This is a genomic window from Enterobacter sp. DC1, from assembly GCF_000568075.1.
Lineage (GTDB): Bacteria > Pseudomonadota > Gammaproteobacteria > Enterobacterales > Enterobacteriaceae > Enterobacter > Enterobacter asburiae.
Genome location: NZ_AZUA01000002.1, coordinates 830,029 through 853,729, shown reverse-complemented (window position 1 = coordinate 853,729; position 23,701 = coordinate 830,029). Strand labels below are relative to the sequence as shown.

At 57.1% G+C, this 23,701-nt stretch carries 22 protein-coding genes; 19 read left to right on the top strand and 3 right to left on the bottom strand.

Translation table 11 applies throughout. The features are described 5' to 3' along the window. The first annotated feature begins 14 nt into the window (after positions 1-14). The 10 genes from rseA to acpS all read left to right on the top strand — a co-directional run bounded on the left by rseA (position 15) and on the right by acpS (position 8,783). Positions 15-665 carry an anti-sigma-E factor RseA gene (gene rseA / locus P346_RS11810; protein WP_008502186.1) on the top strand — a complete coding sequence of 217 codons (651 nt, stop codon included), beginning with the start codon at positions 15-17 and terminating at the stop codon, positions 663-665. Then, the gene (rseB, locus tag P346_RS11815; protein ID WP_023308851.1) at positions 665-1,618 is read left to right on the top strand and encodes a sigma-E factor regulatory protein RseB; all 954 of its coding nucleotides are present in this window, start codon (positions 665-667) and stop codon (positions 1,616-1,618) included. Before rseA ends, rseB begins: the two co-directional genes overlap by 1 nt. Then, positions 1,615-2,091 (top strand): SoxR-reducing system protein RseC, encoded by a 477-nt coding sequence (rseC, locus tag P346_RS11820; RefSeq protein ID WP_032659500.1) that lies wholly within the window; start codon positions 1,615-1,617, stop codon positions 2,089-2,091. Before rseB ends, rseC begins: the two co-directional genes overlap by 4 nt. Positions 2,092-2,276: 185 nt before the next feature. Next, positions 2,277-4,076 carry a translation elongation factor 4 gene (gene lepA, locus P346_RS11825; RefSeq protein ID WP_032659499.1) on the top strand — a complete coding sequence of 600 codons (1,800 nt, stop codon included), beginning with the start codon at positions 2,277-2,279 and terminating at the stop codon, positions 4,074-4,076. Positions 4,077-4,091: 15 nt separating this feature from the next. Next, positions 4,092-5,066: a signal peptidase I gene (lepB, locus tag P346_RS11830; protein WP_032659496.1), complete on the top strand. Its 975-nt coding sequence runs from the start codon at positions 4,092-4,094 to the stop codon at positions 5,064-5,066. 222 nt (positions 5,067-5,288) lie between these two features. Then, positions 5,289-5,969: a ribonuclease III gene (gene rnc / locus P346_RS11835; protein WP_003860711.1), complete on the top strand. Its 681-nt coding sequence runs from the start codon at positions 5,289-5,291 to the stop codon at positions 5,967-5,969. Next, positions 5,966-6,871, top strand: coding sequence for a GTPase Era (gene era / locus P346_RS11840; RefSeq protein ID WP_006176722.1), 906 nt, complete (start codon positions 5,966-5,968; stop codon positions 6,869-6,871). The genes rnc and era overlap by 4 nt, the downstream gene beginning before the upstream one ends. 17 nt (positions 6,872-6,888) lie before the next feature. Beyond that, positions 6,889-7,596 (top strand): DNA repair protein RecO, encoded by a 708-nt coding sequence (gene recO, locus P346_RS11845; RefSeq protein ID WP_032659493.1) that lies wholly within the window; start codon positions 6,889-6,891, stop codon positions 7,594-7,596. A gap of 75 nt (positions 7,597-7,671) precedes the next feature. Then, entirely contained in the window at positions 7,672-8,403 is a 732-nt protein-coding gene (pdxJ, locus tag P346_RS11850; protein WP_032659491.1) for a pyridoxine 5'-phosphate synthase, read from the top strand. Beyond that, on the top strand, positions 8,403-8,783 hold the full coding sequence (gene acpS, locus P346_RS11855) for a holo-ACP synthase (protein WP_032659488.1): 381 nt from the start codon (positions 8,403-8,405) through the stop codon (positions 8,781-8,783). The genes pdxJ and acpS overlap by 1 nt, the downstream gene beginning before the upstream one ends. On the opposite strand, the gene P346_RS11860 is transcribed toward acpS, so the two are convergent. Next, complete coding sequence (locus tag P346_RS11860) at positions 8,780-9,040, bottom strand: YfhL family 4Fe-4S dicluster ferredoxin (protein ID WP_008502177.1); 261 nt, start codon at positions 9,038-9,040, stop codon at positions 8,780-8,782. The genes acpS and P346_RS11860 overlap by 4 nt on opposite strands. 46 nt (positions 9,041-9,086) lie before the next feature. After that, positions 9,087-9,935 carry a MurR/RpiR family transcriptional regulator gene (locus tag P346_RS11865; RefSeq protein WP_023333056.1) on the bottom strand — a complete coding sequence of 283 codons (849 nt, stop codon included), beginning with the start codon at positions 9,933-9,935 and terminating at the stop codon, positions 9,087-9,089. 117 nt (positions 9,936-10,052) lie between these two features. Between P346_RS11865 and murQ the strand changes: the two genes are divergently transcribed. From murQ to tadA, 4 genes are all read left to right on the top strand, one after another. Beyond that, complete coding sequence (murQ, locus tag P346_RS11870; RefSeq protein WP_032659486.1) at positions 10,053-10,946, top strand: N-acetylmuramic acid 6-phosphate etherase; 894 nt, start codon at positions 10,053-10,055, stop codon at positions 10,944-10,946. Positions 10,947-10,957: 11 nt separating this feature from the next. Beyond that, the gene (locus tag P346_RS11875) at positions 10,958-12,319 is read left to right on the top strand and encodes a PTS transporter subunit EIIC (RefSeq protein ID WP_032659483.1); all 1,362 of its coding nucleotides are present in this window, start codon (positions 10,958-10,960) and stop codon (positions 12,317-12,319) included. Positions 12,320-12,322: 3 nt separating this feature from the next. Next, entirely contained in the window at positions 12,323-12,958 is a 636-nt protein-coding gene (gene yfhb, locus P346_RS11880; protein ID WP_032659481.1) for a phosphatidylglycerophosphatase C, read from the top strand. Positions 12,959-13,107: 149 nt separating this feature from the next. Next, positions 13,108-13,647, top strand: coding sequence for a tRNA adenosine(34) deaminase TadA (gene tadA, locus P346_RS11885; RefSeq protein WP_032659480.1), 540 nt, complete (start codon positions 13,108-13,110; stop codon positions 13,645-13,647). Here tadA and mltF read toward each other — a convergent pair. Continuing rightward, complete coding sequence (mltF, locus tag P346_RS11890) at positions 13,535-15,085, bottom strand: membrane-bound lytic murein transglycosylase MltF (protein WP_032659476.1); 1,551 nt, start codon at positions 15,083-15,085, stop codon at positions 13,535-13,537. The two genes, tadA and mltF, sit on opposite strands and share 113 nt — an antisense overlap. A gap of 267 nt (positions 15,086-15,352) precedes the next feature. Here mltF and purL point away from each other — a divergent pair, with 267 nt between their 5' ends. The 5 genes from purL to glnB all read left to right on the top strand — a co-directional run bounded on the left by purL (position 15,353) and on the right by glnB (position 23,670). Further along, positions 15,353-19,240, top strand: coding sequence for a phosphoribosylformylglycinamidine synthase (purL, locus tag P346_RS11895; RefSeq protein WP_032659474.1), 3,888 nt, complete (start codon positions 15,353-15,355; stop codon positions 19,238-19,240). 535 nt (positions 19,241-19,775) lie between these two features. Next, a complete protein-coding gene (qseE, locus tag P346_RS11900) occupies positions 19,776-21,203 on the top strand; it encodes a two component system sensor histidine kinase QseE/GlrK (RefSeq protein WP_032659471.1) in 1,428 nt (475 codons plus the stop codon). Position 21,204: 1 nt separating this feature from the next. Next, positions 21,205-21,942 (top strand): two-component system QseEF-associated lipoprotein QseG, encoded by a 738-nt coding sequence (gene qseG / locus P346_RS11905; RefSeq protein ID WP_032659469.1) that lies wholly within the window; start codon positions 21,205-21,207, stop codon positions 21,940-21,942. Continuing rightward, on the top strand, positions 21,929-23,266 hold the full coding sequence (gene glrR / locus P346_RS11910) for a two-component system response regulator GlrR (protein ID WP_023308835.1): 1,338 nt from the start codon (positions 21,929-21,931) through the stop codon (positions 23,264-23,266). The genes qseG and glrR overlap by 14 nt, the downstream gene beginning before the upstream one ends. Before the next feature lie 65 nt (positions 23,267-23,331). Continuing rightward, positions 23,332-23,670 (top strand): nitrogen regulatory protein P-II, encoded by a 339-nt coding sequence (gene glnB, locus P346_RS11915; RefSeq protein ID WP_003860685.1) that lies wholly within the window; start codon positions 23,332-23,334, stop codon positions 23,668-23,670. Positions 23,671-23,701 lie beyond the last annotated feature (31 nt).

Below are 23,701 nucleotides of genomic sequence, written 5' to 3'. Positions count from 1 at the left end.
AAAAGGTATTAGGCATGCAGAAAGAAAAACTTTCCGCTTTAATGGATGGTGAAACGGTGGATAGTGAGCTGCTCAACGAGCTGTCTCATTCACCCGAAATGCAAGAGACCTGGGAGAGTTACCATCTCATCCGTGACACCCTTCGCGGTGACACCGGCGAGGTTCTCCATTTCGATATCTCAGCCCGCGTCATGGCGGCAATTGAGAATGAGCCTGTTCATCAGACCACTCCGCTGATTCCTGAAGCTCAACCCGCGCCTCACCAGTGGCAGAAAATGCCGTTCTGGCAAAAGGTGCGTCCGTGGGCCAGCCAGCTTACCCAAATGGGTGTGGCTGCATGCGTATCGCTTGCAGTTATTGTTGGCGTCCAGCACTATAATACTCAGTCTGAAACTAATCAGCAGCCAGAAGCGCCAGTGTTTAACACACTGCCGATGATGGGCAAAGCCAGCCCGGTAAGCCTGGGCGTACCGGCTGATGCATCCGCCAGCGGCGGCCAGCAACAGCAGGTTCAGGAGCAGCGCCGTCGCATTAATGCGATGTTGCAGGATTACGAGTTGCAGCGTCGTCTGCACTCCGAACAGCTTCAGTTTGAGCAGGCGCAGACACAGCAAGCTGCTGTGCAGGTGCCCGGAAACCAAACTTTAGGAACGCAATCGCAGTAATGAAGCAACTTTGGTTCGCCATGTCTCTGATGGCGGGTAGCCTGTTCTTCTCTGCCAACGCCTCGGCTGATGTTTCATCCGGGGCGTTGTTGCAGCAAATGAATCTGGCTAGCCAGTCACTCAATTACGAGTTGGCATTTATCAGCATCAATAAGCAGGGCGTCGAGTCGTTACGCTATCGTCATGCCCGTCTTGATAATCAGCCGCTCGCCCAGCTTCTACAGATGGATGGTCCGCGTCGGGAAGTTGTCCAGCGTGGCAACGAAATCAGCTATTTCGAGCCAGGCCTGGAACCTTTCACGCTGAATGGCGACTATATCGTTGATTCTCTACCGTCACTCATTTACACCGACTTCAAACGGCTTGCCCCTTACTACGATTTTATTTCGGTAGGGCGTACCCGCATCGCGGACAGACTGTGCGAGGTAATTCGCGTTGTTGCCCGGGACGGAACGCGCTACAGCTATATCGTCTGGATTGATGCCGAAACCAAACTCCCTATGCGTGTTGACCTGCTCGACCGTGACGGTGAAACGCTGGAACAGTTCCGGGTTATCTCCTTCAGTGTGAACAATCAGGTTGGCAACAGCATGCAGAATCTGGCTAAGGCCAGCCTGCCGCCGCTGCTTTCTGTTCCTGCCGGGGATTCCGTTAATTTCAACTGGGTACCTGCCTGGATCCCGCAAGGATTTAGCGAAGTGTCCAGCAGCCGTCGCCAGCTGCCAACGATTGAAACGCCGGTAGAATCGCGCCTCTATTCGGATGGTTTGTTCAGCTTCTCGGTGAATATTAATCGCGCAACGGCAAACAGCGCCGAACAAATGCTGCGTACAGGGCGCCGTACGGTGAGTACAACGGTACGCGATAACGCAGAGATCACCATTGTGGGAGAACTCCCTCCGCAGACGGCGAAGCGCATCTCCGACAGCATTAAATTCAGGGCTGCACAATGATCAAAGAGTGGGCGACGGTTGTCTCCTGGCAGAACGGCATTGCGCTGGTGAGCTGCGATGTTAAAGCCTCATGTAATAGCTGCGCATCCCGCGCCGGCTGCGGCAGCCGTGTGCTGAATAAGCTTGGGCCACAGACATCGCACACGATTTCTGTGCCAAGCGAACAGCCGCTGATGGCGGGGCAGAAGGTGGAACTGGGCATCGCGGAAGGCAGCCTGCTCAGCTCCGCTATGCTGGTGTATCTCTCTCCGCTGGTCGGCCTGTTTATCATGGGCGGCCTGTTTCAGATGCTGTTTGGTACCGATGCGGCCGCTATGTGCGGTGCCGCATTGGGTGGCGTAGGGGGGTTCTGGCTTGCCAAAGGGCTCTCTCCGAGGCTCGCCGCGCGCGAGGAGTGGCAGCCTGTCATTCTCAGCGTTGGGCTGGCGCCAGACCAGCTTCGTGTTGAAACGCTCTCTTCTGAGGCCCGGTGATCCATCGGGCTTTATCATTTTTTAAACCCTAAAACAGAAAACGGCCTTTCTTCACGCTATACCTGCTTCTAAGTGCATTTCCAGGTAGCGAGGATGTAGTGTAGAATGCTGCGTTTTCGCACTGAAAAACGTCAGGCTAAGAACAGCGGCCTCCAGGAATTCGTAAGGCATAATTATTTAACTATATGAAGAACATACGTAACTTTTCGATCATTGCTCACATTGACCACGGTAAGTCGACGCTGTCTGACCGTATTATCCAGATTTGCGGTGGCCTGTCTGATCGTGAAATGGAAGCCCAGGTTCTGGACTCCATGGACCTGGAACGCGAACGCGGTATCACCATTAAAGCGCAAAGCGTTACGCTTGATTACAAAGCGGCTGATGGTGAAACCTATCAACTGAACTTTATCGACACCCCAGGCCACGTTGACTTCTCCTATGAGGTTTCACGCTCGCTCGCGGCCTGTGAAGGTGCGCTGCTGGTGGTGGATGCCGGGCAGGGCGTTGAAGCCCAGACCCTGGCAAACTGCTACACCGCGATGGAAATGGATCTCGAAGTTGTGCCGGTTCTGAACAAGATCGACCTGCCAGCCGCCGACCCTGAACGCGTAGCGGAAGAGATTGAAGATATTGTCGGCATTGACGCGACCGATGCCGTGCGCTGCTCCGCGAAAACCGGTGTGGGCGTGACCGACGTGCTGGAACGCCTGGTACGTGACATTCCGGCCCCGGAAGGCGATCCGGATGGCCCGCTGCAGGCGCTGATTATCGACTCCTGGTTCGATAACTATCTGGGCGTTGTCTCTCTGGTGCGTATTAAAAACGGCACCATGCGCAAAGGCGACAAAATCAAGGTAATGAGTACCGGACAGGTCTACAACGCCGACCGTCTGGGCATCTTCACGCCAAAACAGGTTGACCGTACCGAGCTGAGATGCGGCGAGGTAGGCTGGCTGGTCTGCGCCATTAAAGACATCCTCGGCGCGCCGGTGGGCGATACCCTGACTGGTGCCCGTAACCCGGCAGATAAAGCGCTGCCAGGCTTTAAAAAGGTGAAACCGCAGGTTTACGCGGGTCTGTTCCCGGTCAGCTCTGATGACTACGAAAACTTCCGTGACGCGCTCGGTAAACTGAGCCTGAACGATGCTTCACTGTTCTACGAGCCAGAAAGCTCAACGGCGCTAGGCTTCGGCTTCCGCTGTGGCTTCCTCGGTCTGCTGCACATGGAGATCATTCAGGAACGTCTGGAGCGTGAATACGATCTGGATCTGATCACCACGGCGCCGACCGTAGTCTATGAAGTTGAAACCACCTCGAAAGAAGTGATCTACGTCGACAGCCCGTCCAAGCTGCCGCCGCTGAACAACATTCAGGAGCTGCGTGAGCCTATCGCAGAGTGTCACATGCTGCTGCCGCAGGAATTCCTCGGTAACGTTATTACGCTGTGTATTGAGAAGCGTGGCGTGCAGACCAACATGGTTTACCACGGTAACCAGGTGGCGCTGACCTATGAAATCCCGATGGCGGAAGTAGTACTCGACTTCTTCGACCGTCTGAAGTCGACCTCCCGTGGCTATGCGTCACTGGATTACAACTTCAAACGCTTCCAGGCCTCCAACATGGTGCGTGTGGACGTGCTGATCAACGGCGAGCGTGTGGATGCGCTGGCGCTGATCACCCACAACGACAATGCGCCGTACCGTGGCCGCGAGCTGGTTGAGAAGATGAAAGATCTGATCCCGCGTCAGCAGTTCGATATCGCGATTCAGGCGGCGATTGGCAACCACATTATCGCGCGTTCAACCGTGAAACAGCTGCGTAAAAACGTTCTGGCGAAGTGCTATGGCGGTGACGTCAGCCGTAAGAAAAAGCTGCTGCAGAAGCAGAAAGAAGGTAAGAAGCGTATGAAGCAGGTCGGTAACGTCGAGCTGCCGCAGGAAGCATTCCTTGCCATCCTTCATGTTGGTAAAGACGGCAAATAACCCTAAGGAGTTGGCATGGCGAACATGTTTGCCCTGATCCTGGTCATTGCTACCCTGGTGACAGGTCTGCTGTGGTGTCTGGATAAGTTTATCTTCGCCCCAAAACGTCGTGAACGTCAGGCTGCCGCACAGGCAGCCACTGGCGATGGGATTGACGCGAAAACCCTGAAGAAAGTCGGCCCGAAACCGGGCTGGCTGGAAACGGGCGCCTCGGTATTTCCGGTGCTGGCAATTGTGCTGGTGGTACGTTCGTTTATTTACGAGCCGTTCCAAATCCCATCAGGTTCAATGATGCCGACGCTGCTGATTGGTGATTTTATTCTGGTAGAGAAGTTTGCCTACGGCATTAAAGATCCTATCTACCAAAAAACGCTGATCGAAACCGGTCATCCGAAACGTGGCGACATCGTGGTGTTTAAATATCCGGAAGATCCGCGCCTGGACTATATCAAGCGTGCGGTAGGTTTGCCGGGTGATAAAGTCACTTACGATCCGGTTGCGAAAGAAGTCACCGTTCAGCCGGGCTGCAGCTCCGGTACCGCATGTGAAAACGCGCTGCCAATCACATACTCAAACGTTGAGCCAAGTGATTTTGTGCAGACCTTTGCCCGTCGTAACGGCGGCGAAGCGACCAGCGGATTCTTCCAGGTACCGAAAGGTGAAACCAAAGAGGACGGCATCCGTCTGGTTGAGCGCAAAGAGACGCTGGGCGATGTGACGCACCGAATCCTCACCGTGCCAATCGCGCAGGATCAGCTGGGTATGTACTATCGCCAGCCTGGCCAGCAGCTGGCGAGCTGGATTGTACCGCCAGGACATTACTTCATGATGGGTGACAACCGCGATAACTCTGCGGACAGCCGTTACTGGGGCTTTGTGCCGGAAGCGAATCTGGTCGGTAAAGCCACCGCCATCTGGATGAGTTTTGAGAAGCAGGAAGGTGAATGGCCGACCGGTGTACGCCTGGATCGTATCGGCGGAATCCATTAATTCTCACTAAATGAACGCGTAGCCGCTTTAATTAGCGGCTACGTGAATTATTTCCACGATAAATCTCTTCGAACTAACGACATCCCCTGTCGTTGTGTATAGAATATTCCCCCGAAGTTTAAGGTTGGCCCTGCAAGGGTGCCACGGCACACGAAACCGCGTTGGTTTTCTCAGGTCGGTTTCGTGTGCTGCATTTTTGACGCATTCATTTATTGGTATCGCATGAACCCCATCGTAATTAATCGGCTTCAACGGAAGCTGGGCTACACTTTTCATCATCAGGAGTTGTTGCAACAGGCATTAACCCACCGCAGTGCCAGCAGCAAACATAATGAGCGTCTCGAGTTTTTAGGCGACTCTATTTTAAGTTTCGTGATTGCGAATGCGCTTTATCACCGTTTCCCGCGCGTGGATGAAGGGGATATGAGCCGCATGCGTGCCACGCTGGTTAGGGGTAATACCCTTGCGGAAATCGCGCGCGAGTTTGAACTGGGCGAATGTCTGCGTCTTGGACCGGGCGAACTGAAAAGCGGCGGCTTCCGTCGTGAATCTATTCTTGCCGATACGGTCGAAGCATTAATTGGTGGTGTGTTCCTGGACAGCGATATCCAGACCGTAGAAAAGCTGATCCTGAACTGGTATCAGACCCGTCTGGACGAAATTAGCCCGGGCGATAAACAAAAAGATCCGAAAACGCGTCTGCAGGAATATTTGCAGGGTCGTCATCTGCCGCTGCCGTCTTATCTGGTGGTGCAGGTACGTGGCGAAGCGCACGATCAGGAATTTACCATCCATTGCCAGGTCAGTGGCCTGAGTGAACCGGTGGTGGGCACAGGTTCAAGCCGTCGTAAGGCTGAACAGGCTGCCGCCGAACAGGCGTTAAAAATGCTGGAGCTGGAATGAGCGAAGAGAAAACCTATTGCGGATTTATTGCCATCGTCGGACGTCCGAACGTTGGCAAATCCACCCTGCTGAATAATCTGCTCGGGCAGAAGATTTCAATCACCTCGCGTAAGGCGCAGACCACGCGTCACCGCATCGTCGGCATCCATACTGAAGGCGCGTATCAGGCGATCTACGTCGATACCCCAGGCCTGCACATGGAAGAGAAGCGCGCCATCAACCGTCTGATGAACAAGGCGGCGAGCAGTTCGATCGGCGACGTAGAGCTGGTGATTTTCGTTGTGGAAGGCACCCGCTGGACGCCGGACGACGAGATGGTGCTGAACAAGCTGCGTGACGGCAAAACGCCGGTCATCCTCGCGGTCAACAAAGTTGATAACGTGCAGGAAAAGGCCGACCTGCTGCCGCATCTGCAGTGGCTTGGTAGCCAGATGAACTTCCTTGATATCGTTCCGCTGTCTGCTGAGACCGGCCTGAACGTGGATACCATCGCGGGCATCGTGCGTAAGCATTTGCCGGAAGCGATTCATCACTTCCCGGAAGACTACATCACCGATCGCTCTCAGCGCTTCATGGCGTCTGAAATCATCCGTGAAAAGCTGATGCGTTTCCTGGGCGCTGAACTGCCGTACTCTGTGACGGTGGAGATCGAGCGTTTCCAGACCAACGAACGCGGCGGCTACGACATCAACGGCCTGATCCTCGTTGAGCGCGAAGGGCAGAAGAAGATGGTGATCGGCAACAAAGGGGCCAAGATCAAAACCATCGGTATCGAAGCCCGTAAGGACATGATGGAGATGTTCGAAGCGCCGGTTCACCTCGAACTGTGGGTGAAAGTGAAATCTGGCTGGGCCGATGATGAGCGTGCTCTGCGCAGCCTCGGTTACGGCGAAGACCAGTAACTTAAGACGACGAGCATATGGATGGATGGCAGCGCGCCTTTGTCCTGCACAGTCGTCCCTGGAGCGAAACCAGCCTCATGCTGGACGTCTTCACGGAAGAGTCGGGTCGCGTGCGCCTTGTTGCGAAAGGCGCACGTTCCAAACGTTCTAATCTGAAAGGCGCACTACAGCCTTTCACGCCGCTGCTGGTACGCTTTGGTGGGCGAGGGGAAGTCAAAACCCTGCGCAGCGCCGAAGCCGTCTCCCTGGCGCTTCCTCTTTCCGGCATCACGCTCTACAGCGGTCTGTATGTCAACGAACTCATCTCACGGGTTCTTGAACATGAGACTCGCTTCTCTGAACTTTTCTTCGATTATCTGCACTGTATCCAGGCGCTGGCTGGCGCAACCGGCACGCCCGAACCCGTCTTGCGCCGTTTCGAACTGGCGCTGCTGGGCCACCTCGGGTACGGCGTAGATTTTCTGCACTGCGCGGGCAGTGGGGACGAGATAGAAGACACCATGACCTACCGCTACCGCGAAGAAAAAGGCTTCATTGCCAGTATCGTGATAGACAACAGCACCTTTACCGGGCGCCAGCTCCGGGCGCTGTATGAGCGCGAGTTTCCCGATCTGGACACCCTGCGCGCAGCAAAACGCTTTACCCGGATTGCCCTCAAGCCGTATCTTGGCGGCAAGCCCTTAAAGAGCCGCGAATTATTCAGGCAGTTTGTGCCGAAACGTTAACGTTTTACCCCTCACCCCAGCCCTCTCCCGGAGGGAGAGGGGGAAGAGAAATGAACCAAAATACCGAGGATTGTCATGGCTGAATTACTGTTAGGCGTCAACATCGACCACATCGCCACGCTGCGTAATGCGCGCGGCACGGCGTATCCCGATCCGGTTCAGGCGGCGTTTATCGCTGAACAGGCTGGCGCCGACGGCATTACCGTTCACCTGCGTGAAGACCGTCGCCACATTACTGACCGCGACGTGCGCATTCTGCGTCAGACGCTGGACACCCGTATGAATCTGGAGATGGCGGTCACCGAAGAGATGCTGGCGATTGCCTGCGAGACCCAGCCGCATTTCTGCTGCCTGGTGCCGGAAAAACGCCAGGAAGTGACCACCGAAGGCGGTCTGGACGTGGCCGGGCAGCTCGACAAAATGCGCGATGCCTGCAAGCGCCTGGCGGATGCCGGTATCCTGGTTTCTCTGTTTATCGACGCCGATTTTGCACAGATTAAAGCGGCGGCCGACGTGGGCGCGCCGTATATCGAAATCCACACCGGCTGCTATGCCGATGCCAAAAATGATGCCGAACAGGCCAAAGAGCTGGAGCGTATTGCCAAAGCGGCCACGTATGCTTCAAGCCTGGGACTGAAGGTTAACGCCGGTCACGGCCTGACCTACCACAACGTGAAGGCCATTGCCGCTCTGCCGGAAATGCACGAGCTGAACATCGGCCACGCCATCATTGGCCGTGCGGTGATGAGCGGCCTGAAAGAGGCGGTTTCAGAAATGAAACGCCTGATGCAGGAAGCGCGTCAGTAATGGCCATTCTGGGCTTAGGCACCGATATCGTTGAAATAGCCCGCATTGAAGCGGTGATCGCCCGTAGCGGCGATCGCCTCGCAAGACGCGTGCTGAGCGATAACGAGTGGGCCATCTGGGAAGCGCATCAGCAGCCGGTGCGCTTTCTGGCAAAGCGCTTTGCGGTAAAAGAGGCGGCGGCCAAAGCCTTCGGGACCGGCATTCGTAACGGCCTGGCGTTTAACCAGTTCGAAGTGTTTAACGATGAGCTCGGTAAGCCAAGCCTGCGTTTATGGGGCGAGGCGCAAAAGATGGCAGAGAAGCTGGGGGTGAACCACATGCATGTGACGATCGCGGATGAACGCCACTATGCCAGCGCGACGGTGATCATCGAAAGCTAAAGCTTGTCCGCGTGGTGCATCAGGACAAACTTATCCCATAGCTGCTCTTCGCTCTCGACGTGGGCCGGATCCTTCAGGATGGTATTCGGGATCGGGCACACTTTCTGACAGGTCGGCGTTTCATAGTGGCCGATGCATTCCGTGCAGCGGTCGCTGTTAATCTCATAAATGCTGTCGCCCATCGAAATCGCCTGGTTTGGGCATTCGGGCTCGCACATATCGCAATTAATGCATTTTTTGGTAATTAACAGCGCCATCAGGAAATTCTCAGAAACAACACAAACTGGGCGGGCATTATACGCGTCAAACCAGTTTCTTTACCAGTTCTTCGCTGTGACGAATGCGCTCGGGTGCGCGCTCCAGATCCTGCTGCACCAGCGCCATAAACAGCAGGTCCGTCAGCATCATCTGCGCACTGGTGGATGAGATAGCCGCGCTGCGCGTGGCCTGCTCTTCGGCAATGGTATATAAACAGCGCGTTGCCCGCTGCTGCAGGGCATTCGGGGTAAAACCGGTGATCGCCAGAATTTTACCGCCGACGCGCAGGGCTTCATCGGTAGCCATATTGATTTCACGGCGCTCGCCGGAGTAGGAGATGGCCAGCAGCAGATCGTCAGGATCCATTGCCTGTACGGTCGCCAGCAGGGCGTGCATATCCTGCTCGACGATGGCGTTAAGCCCAATTTTCGTCAGCTTCCAGCCAAAGTTACGCGCCACAAGTCCGGACGCGCCGATACCGGTCAGGATGATGCGCCGCGCGCCGCGCAGCATCGCCACGCTCTCCAGCAGCTTCTCTTCGGTGTTCACATCGAGTGTCGCATGCATGGCCGCCACGTTCTCTTTGATCAGCTTTTCGCCGACCAGCCGCATCGGGTCATCGCCGCGGATCTGATTATGCACCGGCATGGATTGCGGGTTGGGGTTGCTCACCAGCGCTTCGCTGATCGCCAGCTTGAGGGCGGGGAACCCCTTAAAGCCAATCTTCTGCGCAAATTTCACCACGCTGGACTGGCTCACGCCGGCTTCACTCGCCAGCTGCTGCGAGCTGAGGTGGCGCGCGCGATCGGGTTGAGAAAGCAGAAAATCCGCCAGCTTCTTGTCGCTTTGGGCAAAGCCTGCATAGCGCTGGCGAATGCGAATTAAACAGTTCATACGGTCTCCTGGCGAAAATGTGATTATCTGCGCAAATACGAATTTTGCTCGCCTGAATGAATTTTATATTCCATTATAGTGTGATTATTATGAATTAAAAATTCTTGAGGTACAAAAATGAATCTTGGCTCACTTGTTTCTGAAACGCGTAACCCGCAAACCATGGATCTGGATGCGCTCTCCACCCTGGAGCTGGTTAACCGCTTTAATCAACAGGATACGCTGGTCGCGCAGGCAGTGAAAGAGACATTACCCGAGGTGGCGAAAGCTGTCGATGCGGCGGCGGAAGCCCTCAAGGCTGGCGGCCGTATTATCTACATGGGGGCTGGCACCAGCGGGCGTCTTGGGGTGCTGGATGCGTCAGAATGTCCGCCAACCTTTGGGGTTCCGCATGGTCTGGTCGTTGGGTTGATTGCCGGTGGACCCGGCGCGCTGCTAAAAGCCGTTGAAGGGGCGGAAGATAATAAACAGCTGGGTGAGGATGATCTGAAGGGTCTGAATCTGACCGCGAAGGATCTGGTGGTCGGGCTGGCGGCATCCGGGCGCACCCCGTACGTCATTGGCGGCCTGGAATACGCCAACCAGACCGGCTGCACGACGGTGGCCATCTCCTGTAATCCGGGTTCCCCGATTGCGCAGGTGGCCGCTATCGCTATCTCTCCGGTTGTCGGGCCGGAAGCGCTCACCGGCTCCACGCGCCTGAAATCCGGGACCGCGCAAAAGCTGGTGCTCAATATGATCTCCACCGGCGCGATGGTGAAGTTCGGCAAGGTGTATCAGAACCTGATGGTGGATATGCAGGCCACCAACGTCAAGCTGGTGGACAGAGCCTGCCGCATGGTGATGGAGGCGACAGGCGCAGGCCGTGAAGAGGCAGAAGCGGTACTCAAGCAGACCGATCACGATGTTAAACCGGCCATTTTGATGATCTTAAGCGGGCTGGATGCGGCGACCGCGAGAGCCAAACTCGCTGCGCATAACGGCTTCTTACGGGCGGCATTAGAAAACTAACAGAGGCGTCTATGGACAAAACAGCAGCGCTCGCCAGCGATATCCTGCAGGGGATTGGTGGGGAAAAAAATATTCAGCGTCTCGAAAACTGCATGACGCGCGTGCGCGTCGAGGTGCATAACGACGACCAGCTTGACGTGCCGCGCCTGAAGCAACTCTCCGGCGTCAGCGGCTACGTGAAGCAGGGACAGCAGCACCAGCTGATCGTCGGGCCGGGGAAAGCGGCGCAGGTTGTCGATGCCATGCGCGCGCTGATGGGCGTTAGCGCGAGCGCGTCGATTGACGATGCGGAGCGCACCAAAGCGCAGGCAAAGGCCAAATACAAAGCCCCCATGAGCGATGCGCTGCGTCAGCTGGCAAACGTCTTCATTCCGCTGATCCCGGCGTTTATTGCCTCAGGCCTGATCACCGGGATCATCAATATCCTCAAGCGACCGGATATTGTGGGGGATTTCGCCACGCAGTATCCGAACCTGCTGGGGATTCTCGGGATCTTCGGCAGCGCTGTTTTCGCCATCATGAACATTCTGGTTGGGGTGAATACCGCGAAGGTGTTTGGCGGATCGCTGGCGATGGGCGGGGTCATGGCGGGCATCTTGTCCAGCCCGCAGCTGGCGCAGATAACGCTGTTTGGCGAGGCGCTCCAGCCCGGGCGCGGCGGGGTGATCGCCGTGCTGCTGGTGGTCATCCTGATGAGCTGGATCGAGAAAAGGCTGCGCGCGGTTCTGCCTGGCTCGATCGAGCTGATCCTCAACCCGCTGTTGACCACGCTGATTACCGGTAGCGTAGCGATTGTGGCCCTCCAGCCGCTAGGCGGGTGGATCTCTGAAGCCATCGCTCACGGAGCGTCTCTGGCTATTGACCGCGGCGGGCTGCTGGTTGGCGCTGTGCTTTCTGGTACCTTCCTGCCGCTGGTGCTGACGGGGCTACATCAGGGGCTGGTTCCCATCCACGTCGAGCTGGTGCAGTCGCACGGCTATAACGCGCTGCTGCCTATCCTGTCGATGGCGGGCGTGGGGCAGGTGGGCGCGGCGATTGCCGTACTGATGAAAACCCGCAACGCGCGGCTGAAAAAAATGATTAAAGGCGCGCTCCCGGTTGGACTGCTCGGCATCGGCGAGCCGCTGATTTTCGGCGTTACGCTGCCGCTGGGTAAACCGTTCCTCGCCGCCTGTCTGGGCGGCGCGGTGGGCGGGGCGCTCATTAGCTACTGGAAAGTCGCTACCGTTATCACCTTTGGGCTTTCCGGTTTACCGCTGGCATTAACCATCGTGACCGGAAAAGTGATGCTCTATCTGTTAGGCTATTTAGTAGCGGTGATCGCCGGGTTCCTGTTTACCTGGCTGTTAGGTTTCAACGACCCAGAGGAGTAAGGTTTGGCAAATCACGCGCGTCGCGTTGTCTTTTTCGACCTGGATGGAACGCTGCATCAGCAGGATATGTTTGGTACGTTTATGCGTTACCTGCTGCGGCGTCAGCCTTTGAATGCGCTGCTCGTGCTGCCGCTCTTACCGGTTATCGGTTTCGCGCTGCTGGTGAAAGGCCGTGCAGCGCGATGGCCGATGAGCCTGCTGCTGTGGGGATGTACCTTTGGGCACAGCGAAGCGCGGCTCAAGCAGCTCGAAAAGGATTTTGCGCACTGGTTTCGCGGCCACGTCGCCGCCTTTCCGGTGGTGCAGGCGCGCCTCACCAGCTACCTCGACGCGAACGATGCCGACATCTGGCTGATTACCGGCTCCCCGCAGACGCTGGTGGAGCAGGTCTATTTTGATACCCCCTGGCTTCCGCGCGTGAATCTTATCGCCACGCAAATTGCCCGCGGCTACGGCGGCTGGGTGCTGACCCTGCGCTGCCTGGGGCATGAAAAAGTGGTCCAGCTGGAGAAACGCATCGGGACGCCGCTGCGCCTGTACAGCGGCTACAGCGACAGCAAGCAGGACAATCCGCTGCTCTATTTTTGCCAGCACCGCTGGCGCGTCACGCCATCAGGCGAACTTCAGCAACTCGAATAGACAAATCCATACACAAAATCATTCAAGTTGGATCAAGGCGGCAAGTCTGGGAATCCCCAGGAGCTTACTGAAGTAAGTGACTGGGGTGAGCAGATGCAGCCAACGCAGAGGCGGCTTGAAGGATGACGTGTATATTGAGGGTGTGTATAATGCCGCCCGCTTTTCGACTGGAGTATCAACCGTTGTCCAACCCTGAATACAATCATGAATACTGGATGCGCCATGCGCTGACGCTGGCTCAACGCGCCTGGGAAGAGGGCGAAGTGCCCGTGGGCGCGGTGCTGGTTCATAACAATCAGGTGATTGGCGAAGGGTGGAACCGTCCTATTGGACGCCACGATCCTACAGCCCACGCGGAAATCATGGCGCTTCGCCAGGGCGGTCTGGTGCTGCAAAACTATCGCCTGCTTGATACCACGCTGTATGTGACGCTGGAGCCGTGTGTGATGTGCTCCGGCGCGATGGTCCACAGCCGGATCGGGACTCTGGTTTTCGGCGCGCGGGATGAAAAAACCGGTGCGGCCGGTTCGCTGATGGACGTGCTGGGTCACCCGGGGATGAACCACCAGGTGAAGACTATCGGTGGGGTGCTTGCACCAGAGTGTTCGGGGCTATTAAGCGATTTCTTTCGAATGCGCCGTCAGCAGAAAAAGCAGCAAAAGGCAGAATTGAAGCTGTCGGACGATTAAGCTCGTCCGGCGCCACGACCGGGTAACTTTGAGCCAGCCGTTTGGCCTCCGTCGCCTCTTTCTCTTTCTCCAGCAGATACCCGACCAGGCTAATCTGATATTTACGGATATTTTCCACGTAGGCGTAGGCTTCATGCCCGCGCGCGTAGCCGTATGTTAGCTTGTTATACCATGGCTTCTGGCTCAGCAGCGGCAGGCGCTGCTTAACATCTGACCAGCTGTCCGGATTACCTTTCGTTTTGGCCGTCAACGCTCGCGCATCAAGCATATGCGCGTAGCCCATATTGTAGGCCGCCAGCGCAAACCAGATCCGCTCTTCTTCCGGCACCGTTTCCGGTACTTTGGCCATCATATCCTGCAGATAGCGCGCGCCGCCGCTGATGCTCTGTTCGGCATCGGTACGGTCATTGACGCCCAGGCTCAGCGCGGTATTTTTGGTTAACATCATCAAACCGCGTACGCCCGTGGGCGACGTGGCCTGGGTGTCCCAGTGAGATTCCTGATACGAAATTGCCGCCAGCAGCTTCCAGTCAATCTCCTGGGCGTATTTTTCGAACAGCGGCTGCAGGTCCGGCAGAACGCTGTCTACCGCGCGCAGGAAGCTGCGGGTGTCAACGTAGTCAAAGTCATCGCCGTGCCCGAGGTACTTCTCCTCCAGACGCGCCAGGGTACCGTCTTCATTGATGGTGTTAAAGAAATCAAGCATCGCGGCAGAGAAGGTCTGATCGTCATCAAGCTGGCTAAACCATGTCACGGGCTGCTCGTCGGTGACGTCCAGCGCCACGGCGATTTCAGGATGCACCCGCTGGAACAGGCTGATCGCGACCGAATCGGCGATGGTGTAGGGCACCTTCTGATCTTTTACCTGCTCCAGCAGCTCCGTCGTGCCGAGTTTCGGATCCACCGTCCAGCTCAGGTCGGGATATTTCTTCTCCTTGAGCTCACGCAGATCGTCAATCACCACGTGGCCGGGCGCAATCGTCAGCTGCCGATCGTTAATCGACGCCAGCGAGCGCGGGCGCAGGCTCCCGACGCGGTAAACCAGCTGCTGCGAAACGGAGTAGTAGGTCGGGCCTGGCTGGTAGTTCTTGCTGCGCTCGCTGTTATACACCAGCCCGGCGGCAAGCATATCGGCATCGTCGTTATCGAGGTCGTCAAACAGCTGGTTGATATTCTGGCGGACGGTGATTTTAAGCTTCACGCCAAGATAATCGGCGAACTGTTGTGCCAGTTCATAATCCAGGCCAATGATTTTGCCGTTGATGTCGCTGTAAATCAGCGGAGAGTTGAGGGTACTGACGCGCAATTCCCCCCGCTCCTGAATGGCGGCGATACGGTTTTCGGCTTTGCCGAACCAGGGGATGGAAGGCCAGAGGGCCACTGCCAGCAGCAACGTTACAATGCCGATGAGCAGATAATTAATCTTTAATTTTTTCAATTAGTTAATTCTCTGCGACGCCGGTTGCCTCAGTCTGCTGTAGCCATGTTAATCATAAGGTTTGCCATTGAATGAGCGGCATTTTGCGTAAACTTGCGCCACTTGGCAACCAATTAGAGAGACAGGTCACATCTATTGTTAAATCTCTGTGCAAATTTTATTTCGACGCAAACGGTTTCGTCGGCGCTCAGGATTCTCTATAATGACGCCCGTTTTCCCCCCTTGCGCACACTGTAAGCGCCCCGGCGCTTCGAAGACGAGAGACTTATGATGGAAATTCTGCGTGGTTCGCCTGCACTGTCTGCCTTCCGTATCACTAAACTGCTGGCACGTTTTCAGGCGGCCGACCTTCCGGTAAGCAATATTTACGCTGAGTATGTCCATTTTGCTGACCTGAATGCCCCCCTGAATGCAGAGGAGCGCGTACAGCTGGAACGCCTGCTCAAGTATGGCCCAAGCCTGAGCAGCCATACGCCAACCGGCAAACTGATCCTTGCGACGCCTCGTCCGGGCACCATCTCCCCCTGGTCTTCCAAAGCCACCGACATCGCCCACAACTGTGGCCTGAACCAGATTAACCGTCTGGAACGCGGCGTGGCGTACTACGTGGAAGCCTCTACCCTGAGCGACGCGCAGTGGCACGCGGTTGCGGCTGAACTGCACGATCGCATGATGGAGAGCGTATTTGCCTCTCTCGATGACGCGCAGAAGCTTTTCTCTCACCATCAGCCTGCGCCGGTACAGAGTGTAGACCTGCTGGGGCAGGGCCGTCAGGCGCTGATTGACGCCAACCTGCGTCTCGGCCTGGCGCTGGCAGAAGACGAAATCGACTACCTGCAGGATGCGTTTGTTAAGCTCAACCGTAACCCGAACGACATCGAACTCTACATGTTCGCGCAGGCTAACTCTGAGCACTGCCGCCACAAGATTTTCAACGCCGACTGGATTATTGACGGCGAACAGCAGCCGAAGTCGCTGTTCAAAATGATCAAAAACACCATGGAGCAAACTCCTGACCACGTGCTGTCTGCCTATAAGGACAACGCCGCGGTAATGGAAGGTTCCGAGGTGGGCCGCTTCTTCGCCGATCGCGAAGCAGGGCGCTATGACTTCCATCAGGAGCCCGCGCATATCCTGATGAAAGTGGAAACCCACAACCACCCGACGGCGATCTCCCCGTGGCCGGGTGCGGCGACCGGCTCCGGCGGTGAAATCCGTGACGAAGGCGCGACCGGTCGTGGCGCTAAACCTAAAGCGGGTCTGGTCGGATTCTCCGTCTCCAACCTGCGTATCCCGGGCTTTGAACAGCCGTGGGAAGAGGATTTCGGCAAGCCAGAGCGCATCGTGACCGCCCTGGATATCATGACCGAAGGCCCGCTGGGCGGCGCAGCGTTTAACAACGAATTTGGTCGTCCGGCGCTGAACGGTTACTTCCGTACCTATGAAGAGAAAGTGGACAGCCACAACGGCGAAGAGCTGCGCGGCTACCACAAGCCGATCATGCTGGCGGGCGGGATCGGCAACATCCGTGCCGATCACGTGCAGAAAGGCGAGATCGTCGTCGGCGCGAAGCTGATCGTGCTCGGCGGCCCGGCGATGAACATCGGCCTGGGCGGCGGGGCGGCCTCTTCTATGGCCTCCGGCCAGTCTGACGCGGATCTCGACTTCGCCTCCGTGCAGCGCGACAACCCTGAGATGGAGCGACGCTGCCAGGAAGTGATCGACCGCTGCTGGCAGCTGGGCGACGCTAACCCGATCCTCTTCATTCACGACGTGGGTGCGGGCGGTTTGTCCAACGCCATGCCGGAGCTGGTAAGCGACGGCGGTCGCGGCGGGCGTTTCAACCTGCGCGATATCCTGAGCGATGAGCCGGGCATGAGCCCGCTGGAAATCTGGTGTAACGAATCCCAGGAGCGCTACGTGCTGGCGGTTGCTGCGGATCAGCTGCCGCTGTTTGACGAGCTGTGCCGCCGCGAGCGCGCGCCGTATGCCGTCATCGGTGAAGCGACCGAAGAGCAGCACCTTTCCTTAAGCGACACCCACTTTGACAACCAGCCGATCGATCTGCCGCTCGACGTTCTGCTCGGTAAAACGCCGAAGATGACCCGCGACGTTACCACCCGTAAAGCGGCGGGCAAAGCGCTGGATCGCCAGGGCATTACCGTGGCAGAAGCGGTCAATCGCGTGCTGCACCTGCCTGCTGTGGCAGAGAAAACCTTCCTCGTGACCATCGGCGACCGCACCGTGACCGGTATGGTATCGCGCGACCAGATGGTCGGCCCGTGGCAGATCCCGGTCGCTAACTGCGCCGTGACCACCGCGAGCCTCGACAGCTACTACGGCGAAGCGATGGCTCTCGGCGAACGCACCCCGGTGGCGCTGCTGGACTTCGCGGCCTCTGCCCGTCTGGCGGTCGGTGAAGCGCTGACCAACATCGCCGCGACGCAGATTGGCGATATCAAACGCATTAAGCTCTCCGCAAACTGGATGGCCGCAGCCGGCCACCCTGGCGAAGATGCTGGCCTGTATGAAGCTGTGAAAGCGGTGGGCGAGGAGCTGTGTCCTGCCCTCGGCTTGACCATTCCGGTGGGCAAAGACTCCATGTCGATGAAAACCCGCTGGCAGGAAGGCAACGAGCAGCGCGAGATGACCTCTCCGCTGTCGCTGGTGATCACCGCGTTTGCCCGCGTGGAAGATGTGCGTCACACCGTTACGCCGCAGCTTGCGACCGAAGACAACGCCCTGCTGCTGATTGACCTGGGTAAAGGTCACAACGCGCTGGGTGCTACCGCGCTGGCGCAGGTTTACCGCCAGCTCGGCGATAAGCCAGCCGACGTGCGTGACGTGGCCCAGCTGAAAGGCTTCTACGACGCGATTCAGGCGCTGGTGGCGCAGCGTAAGCTGCTGGCCTACCACGACCGTTCCGACGGCGGCCTGCTGGTGACCCTGGCAGAGATGGCCTTCACCGGCCACTGCGGCGTGGAAGCGAACATTGCGACGCTGGGCGAAGACCGTCTGGCGGCGCTGTTCAACGAAGAGCTGGGCGCCGTGATTCAGGTGCGCGCGGCGGATCGCGACGCGGTTGAAGCGATTCTGGCGAAGCACGGTCTGGCAGACTGCGTGCACTATCTGGGCAAAGCCGTTCAGGGCGACCGCTTCGTCATTGAAGCAGACGGTCACGCGGTGTTCAGCGAAAGCCGCACCACGCTGCGCATGTGGTGGGCGGAAACCACCTGGCAGATGCAGCGCCTGCGTGATAACCCGGAATGTGCCGATCAGGAGCATAACGCGAAAGCGAATGACCAGGATCCAGGCCTGAACGTGAAGCTCTCCTTCGACATTAACGAAGACATCGCTGCGCCGTACATTGCGACCGGCGCGCGTCCAAAAGTGGCCGTGCTGCGCGAGCAGGGCGTTAACTCCCACGTCGAGATGGCGGCTGCCTTCCACCGCGCGGGCTTTGACGCTATCGACGTCCACATGAGCGACCTGCTGGCCGGACGTACCGGTCTGGAAGATTTCCAGGCGCTGGTGGCGTGCGGCGGCTTCTCCTACGGCGACGTGCTGGGCGCTGGCGAAGGCTGGGCGAAGTCCATCCTGTTCAACAGCCGCGTGCGCGACGAGTTCGAAACCTTCTTCCACCGTCCACAGACCCTGGCGCTGGGCGTGTGTAACGGCTGCCAGATGATGTCTAACCTGCGCGAACTGATCCCGGGCAGCGAAGCCTGGCCGCGCTTTGTGCGCAACCAGTCTGACCGCTTCGAGGCGCGCTTCAGCCTGGTGGAAGTGACCCAAAGCCCGTCTCTGCTACTGCAGGGGATGGTCGGTTCTCAGATGCCAATTGCCGTTTCCCACGGTGAAGGTCAGGTAGAAGTGCGCGACGCTGCGCATCTGGCTCAGCTGGAGAGCAAAGGCCTGGTGGCGCTGCGCTTTGTCGATAACTTTGGCAAGGTGACAGAAACCTACCCGGCGAACCCGAACGGCTCCGCAAACGGTATTACGGCGGTGACCAGCGAAAGCGGTCGCGCGACCATCATGATGCCGCACCCGGAGCGCGTGTTCCGTACAGTGAGCAACTCCTGGCACCCGGAAAACTGGGGCGAGGACAGCCCGTGGATGCGTATCTTCCGCAACGCGCGTAAGCAGCTGGGTTAAGTTTTAGCACCCTAACCCTTGTAGGCCCGGTAAGCGTAAGCGCCACCGGGCTTTTTTATGCGTGTCGCAAAACTGCGACAAAGAGGGTATGCGACTGTCTCTAAATGGAGACACTTAACTCATTGATTTATATACGGCAGTAAAGGTTCCCGTTAAGGTGTTGCTTAATAGCGACACTTAGCCTGGAAATCATTCAATCGATAATTAACAGGCTAAACGAGTAAAACCCATATATTTCAAACTGTTAATATTTTGTTTTGCATTATGGCACGGGTGTTGCATAATATTAACCAGTGGCTCATTCACCTTCTTATGTCAGCCCCTTCGGGAAGCGCTACATAAACTTCGAATGACGCACAAAAAGGTGCCTGCCGTCCAACTACTGATCATAGCGATGCTTTATCAGGCCAGGGCGAAACGTCGAGTTAGGCACCGCCTCATTCCATGACAAAGCCGGGTTTTTACCCGGCTTTGTTGTATCTGAAGGGCAGACTCAGTTACGCTCTGCGTAAATCCCCATTAAGAGAGTAATGCGTTGAAACGCTGGCCCGTTTTCCCCCGCTCCCTGCGGCAGCTCGTCATGATGGCCTTCCTGCTGATCCTGCTGCCGCTGCTGATCCTTGCCTGGCAGGCGTGGCAAAGCCTGAACGCGCTGAGCGCGCAGGCGGCTTTGACCAACCGCACGACGCTCATCGACGCCAGACGAAGTGAAGCGATGACCAACGCCGCGCTGGAGATGGAGCGCAGCTATCGTCAGTATTGCGTGCTTGACGATCGGACGCTGGAAAAGGTTTACCAGAGCCAGCGTAAACGCTACAGCGAAATGCTGGACGCTCACGCGGGGGTTTTGCCTGACGACAAGCTCTATCAGGCGTTACGTCAGGATTTGAACGATCTCGCGCAGCTGCAGTGCAGCAACAGCGGTCCGGATGCCGCCGCCGCCGCGCGTCTTGAAGCTTTTGCCAGCGCCAACACCGAGATGGTGCAGTCAACGCGCGCGGTGATTTTTTCTCGCGGCCAGCAGCTCCAGCAGGAGATTGCCGAGCGCGGCCAGTTCTTCGGCTGGCAGGCGCTGGTGCTGTTCCTGGTGAGCCTGGGGCTGGTACTGCTCTTTACCCGCATGATCATCGGCCCGGTGAAGGGCATTCAGCGTATGATAAACCGCCTGGGAGAGGGGAAATCGCTTGGGGATACGGTCGCTTTTAAAGGCCCGCGCGAGCTGCGATCCGTAGGCCAGCGCATTATCTGGCTGTCCGAGCGCCTGGCGTGGCTCGAATCACAGCGCCATCAGTTCCTGCGCCATATCTCTCATGAGCTTAAAACGCCGCTGGCCAGCATGCGTGAAGGAACGGAGCTTCTGGCGGACGAAGTGGCCGGCCCCCTTACGCCAGAACAGAAAGAAATTGTCGAGATTCTCGATAACAGCAGCCGCAATCTGCAAAAGCTGATTGAGCAACTGCTGGACTACAACCGCAAGCTGGCAGACGGGGCGGTTGTACTGGAAAACGTTGAGATTGCGCCGCTGGTGGATATGGTGATCTCCGCCCACAGCTTGCCAGCAAGAGCTAAAATGATGCATACCGGCGTCGAGCTGAATGCGCCTGCGTGCCTGGCTGAACCCATGCTGCTGATGAGCGTTCTGGATAATCTTTACTCCAATGCGGTGCACTATGGTACTGAATCCGGTAACATTTATATCCGAAGTAATACGAATGGTTCACGGGTGTTTATTGACGTCGCAAACACCGGCACCCCGATCCCCGATGACGAAAAAACCATGATCTTCGAACCCTTTTTCCAGGGGAGTCATCAGCGGAAAGGCGCGGTTAAAGGAAGCGGTCTGGGCTTGAGCATCGCCCGGGACTGCATACGACGCATGCAGGGTGAGCTAAACATAGCCGCGGACGAACGTTCAGATGTTTGCTTCCGTATCGAACTGCCCGTGAGCCGGAAAAATCAATAAAATGAATCTATGTCTGGTGAGTATGTCACACGTCTTTTTCCGCGCCGTACGCGCGGTGTTTTCCAGCAAAATGCTTCGCCTGAGCCTGCCCTGTTTATTTCTGGCAGGGTGTGTTTCCCATGCTCCAAAAAGTGCCATTAGCGATAAACAGGAAGATAAATGGCCCGATAACCAGCTGGCAGATTTCCTCTCAACCCGCTGCGACGATATCTGGAACCTGTCAGGACATGACGTTGAAAGCAACCCGCTGTTCTGGCTGCGCGGAATAGATTGCGCCCAGCGTCTTGCACCGGTAGACGCCCGCTCGAAGGCGGCGATGCTGGATGACGACACCTGGCAGGACGCTTTCAAGCGTGGGATTTTACTCGCAGATGCGAAAATCACTCCCGTTGAACGCCGAGTCAATGTGACCCGACTGGACACGTACGTGGTCAATCTTCCCGTGCAGGTACGCCCGGTATACCAGCTCTGGCGCGATGGCCAGACATTACAGCTTCAGCTGTCTGAAGAGCGCTCCCGCTACAGCAAGCTGCAGCAGTCAACCGACAGCGAGCTTGATACGCTGCGTCAACAGCAGCAACATTTACGCACGCAGCTGGATACCACGACGCGCAAGCTGGAAAACCTGACCGATATCGAAAGGCAGCTCTCGTCGCGTAAATATCAGCCGGGGAGTTCATCCGCGGCACCGGACAGCGATACGCCGAAACAAGAGGATGTGAAGCATGACGAGCCGTAAACCTGCCCATCTTTTACTGGTGGATGACGATCCCGGGCTGTTAAAGCTGCTGGGGATGCGTCTGGTGAGTGAAGGCTACAGCGTCGTCACCGCTGAAAGCGGGCTGGAAGGACTGAAGATCCTCAGCCGCGAGAAAATCGATCTGGTGATAAGCGACCTGCGGATGGACGAAATGGATGGCCTGCAGCTGTTCGCGGAGATCCAGAAGCAGCAGCCGGGTATGCCCGTGATTATCCTGACGGCGCACGGGTCGATCCCGGATGCGGTTGCCGCGACGCAGCAGGGGGTCTTCAGCTTCCTGACCAAGCCGGTGGACAAAGACGCGCTCTATAAGGCTATCGACAGCGCGCTGGAACATGCCGCCCCGGCGGGGGATGAAGCGTGGCGGGAGTCCATCGTCACCCGCAGTCCCATTATGCTGCGTCTGCTTGAACAGGCCCGGATGGTGGCGCAGTCCGACGTCAGCGTGCTTATCAACGGCCAGAGCGGAACCGGGAAAGAGATCCTGGCGCAGGCGATCCATAACGCCAGCCCGCGCAGTAAAAATGCTTTTATCGCCATTAACTGCGGCGCGCTTCCGGAACAGCTGCTCGAATCTGAACTGTTTGGTCACGCCCGCGGCGCATTCACCGGCGCGGTGAGCAGCCGGGAAGGGCTGTTCCAGGCTGCGGAAGGTGGCACGCTGTTCCTGGACGAAATTGGCGATATGCCCGCGCCGCTGCAGGTCAAACTGCTCCGCGTGCTGCAGGAGCGAAAAGTTCGCCCGCTGGGCAGCAACCGCGACATTGATATTAATGTGCGAATTATTTCCGCTACCCACCGCGATCTGCCAAAAGTGATGGCCCGCAACGAGTTTCGCGAAGATCTCTACTACCGCCTGAACGTGGTGAACCTGAAGATCCCGGCGCTGGCGGAACGGGCGGAAGACATTCCGCTGCTGGCGAACCACCTTTTGCGCCAGGCGGCCGATCGCCATAAACCGTTCGTGCGCGCGTTTTCCACCGATGCGATGAAGCGGCTGATGGCCGCAGGCTGGCCGGGCAACGTGCGCCAGCTGGTGAACGTGATTGAGCAGTGCGTGGCGCTGACCTCCTCACCGGTGATCAGCGATGCGCTGGTGGAGCAGGCGCTGGAAGGGGAAAACACGGCTCTGCCGACGTTTGCGGAAGCGCGGAATCAGTTTGAGCTGAACTATCTGCGCAAGCTATTGCAGATTACCAAAGGCAACGTGACCCACGCGGCGCGCATGGCCGGACGCAACCGCACCGAGTTCTACAAGCTGCTGTCGCGCCACGAGCTGGAAGCAAACGATTTTAAAGAGTAATGCCGTATGGTACTGTGAGCAATCGATTACGAGGCAGCTTACAGGCAAGAGTTTAAGGACCCACCATGAAAAAGATTGATGCGATTATTAAACCTTTCAAACTGGATGATGTGCGTGAAGCGCTGGCGGAAGTCGGCATCACCGGGATGACCGTGACGGAAGTGAAAGGTTTTGGTCGTCAGAAGGGCCACACCGAGCTTTACCGTGGCGCAGAGTACATGGTCGACTTTCTGCCGAAAGTAAAAATTGAAATCGTGGTCAGCGACGATATCGTCGATACCTGCGTGGATACCATTATCCGCACGGCGCAGACGGGCAAAATCGGCGACGGTAAAATCTTCGTCTTTGACGTGGCGCGCGTGATCCGTATCCGTACCGGCGAAGAAGACGACGCCGCGATTTAACATTGCCAACGGTTTTGTAGGCCGGGTAAGG

Bases quoted from the DNA above. Each gene is read 5' to 3' on its own strand.
- rseA (WP_008502186.1), top strand. From the start codon at position 15: ATGCAGAAAGAAAAACTTTCCGCTTTAATGGATGGTGAAACGGTGGAT.
- rseB (WP_023308851.1), top strand. From the start codon at position 665: ATGAAGCAACTTTGGTTCGCCATGTCTCTGATGGCGGGTAGCCTGTTC.
- rseC (WP_032659500.1), top strand. From the start codon at position 1,615: ATGATCAAAGAGTGGGCGACGGTTGTCTCCTGGCAGAACGGCATTGCG.
- lepA (WP_032659499.1), top strand. From the start codon at position 2,277: ATGAAGAACATACGTAACTTTTCGATCATTGCTCACATTGACCACGGT.
- lepB (WP_032659496.1), top strand. From the start codon at position 4,092: ATGGCGAACATGTTTGCCCTGATCCTGGTCATTGCTACCCTGGTGACA.
- rnc (WP_003860711.1), top strand. From the start codon at position 5,289: ATGAACCCCATCGTAATTAATCGGCTTCAACGGAAGCTGGGCTACACT.
- era (WP_006176722.1), top strand. From the start codon at position 5,966: ATGAGCGAAGAGAAAACCTATTGCGGATTTATTGCCATCGTCGGACGT.
- recO (WP_032659493.1), top strand. From the start codon at position 6,889: ATGGATGGATGGCAGCGCGCCTTTGTCCTGCACAGTCGTCCCTGGAGC.
- pdxJ (WP_032659491.1), top strand. From the start codon at position 7,672: ATGGCTGAATTACTGTTAGGCGTCAACATCGACCACATCGCCACGCTG.
- acpS (WP_032659488.1), top strand. From the start codon at position 8,403: ATGGCCATTCTGGGCTTAGGCACCGATATCGTTGAAATAGCCCGCATT.
- P346_RS11860 (WP_008502177.1), bottom strand. From the start codon at position 9,040: ATGGCGCTGTTAATTACCAAAAAATGCATTAATTGCGATATGTGCGAG.
- P346_RS11865 (WP_023333056.1), bottom strand. From the start codon at position 9,935: ATGAACTGTTTAATTCGCATTCGCCAGCGCTATGCAGGCTTTGCCCAA.
- murQ (WP_032659486.1), top strand. From the start codon at position 10,053: ATGAATCTTGGCTCACTTGTTTCTGAAACGCGTAACCCGCAAACCATG.
- P346_RS11875 (WP_032659483.1), top strand. From the start codon at position 10,958: ATGGACAAAACAGCAGCGCTCGCCAGCGATATCCTGCAGGGGATTGGT.
- tadA (WP_032659480.1), top strand. From the start codon at position 13,108: ATGCCGCCCGCTTTTCGACTGGAGTATCAACCGTTGTCCAACCCTGAA.
- purL (WP_032659474.1), top strand. From the start codon at position 15,353: ATGATGGAAATTCTGCGTGGTTCGCCTGCACTGTCTGCCTTCCGTATC.
- qseG (WP_032659469.1), top strand. From the start codon at position 21,205: ATGAATCTATGTCTGGTGAGTATGTCACACGTCTTTTTCCGCGCCGTA.
- glrR (WP_023308835.1), top strand. From the start codon at position 21,929: ATGACGAGCCGTAAACCTGCCCATCTTTTACTGGTGGATGACGATCCC.
- glnB (WP_003860685.1), top strand. From the start codon at position 23,332: ATGAAAAAGATTGATGCGATTATTAAACCTTTCAAACTGGATGATGTG.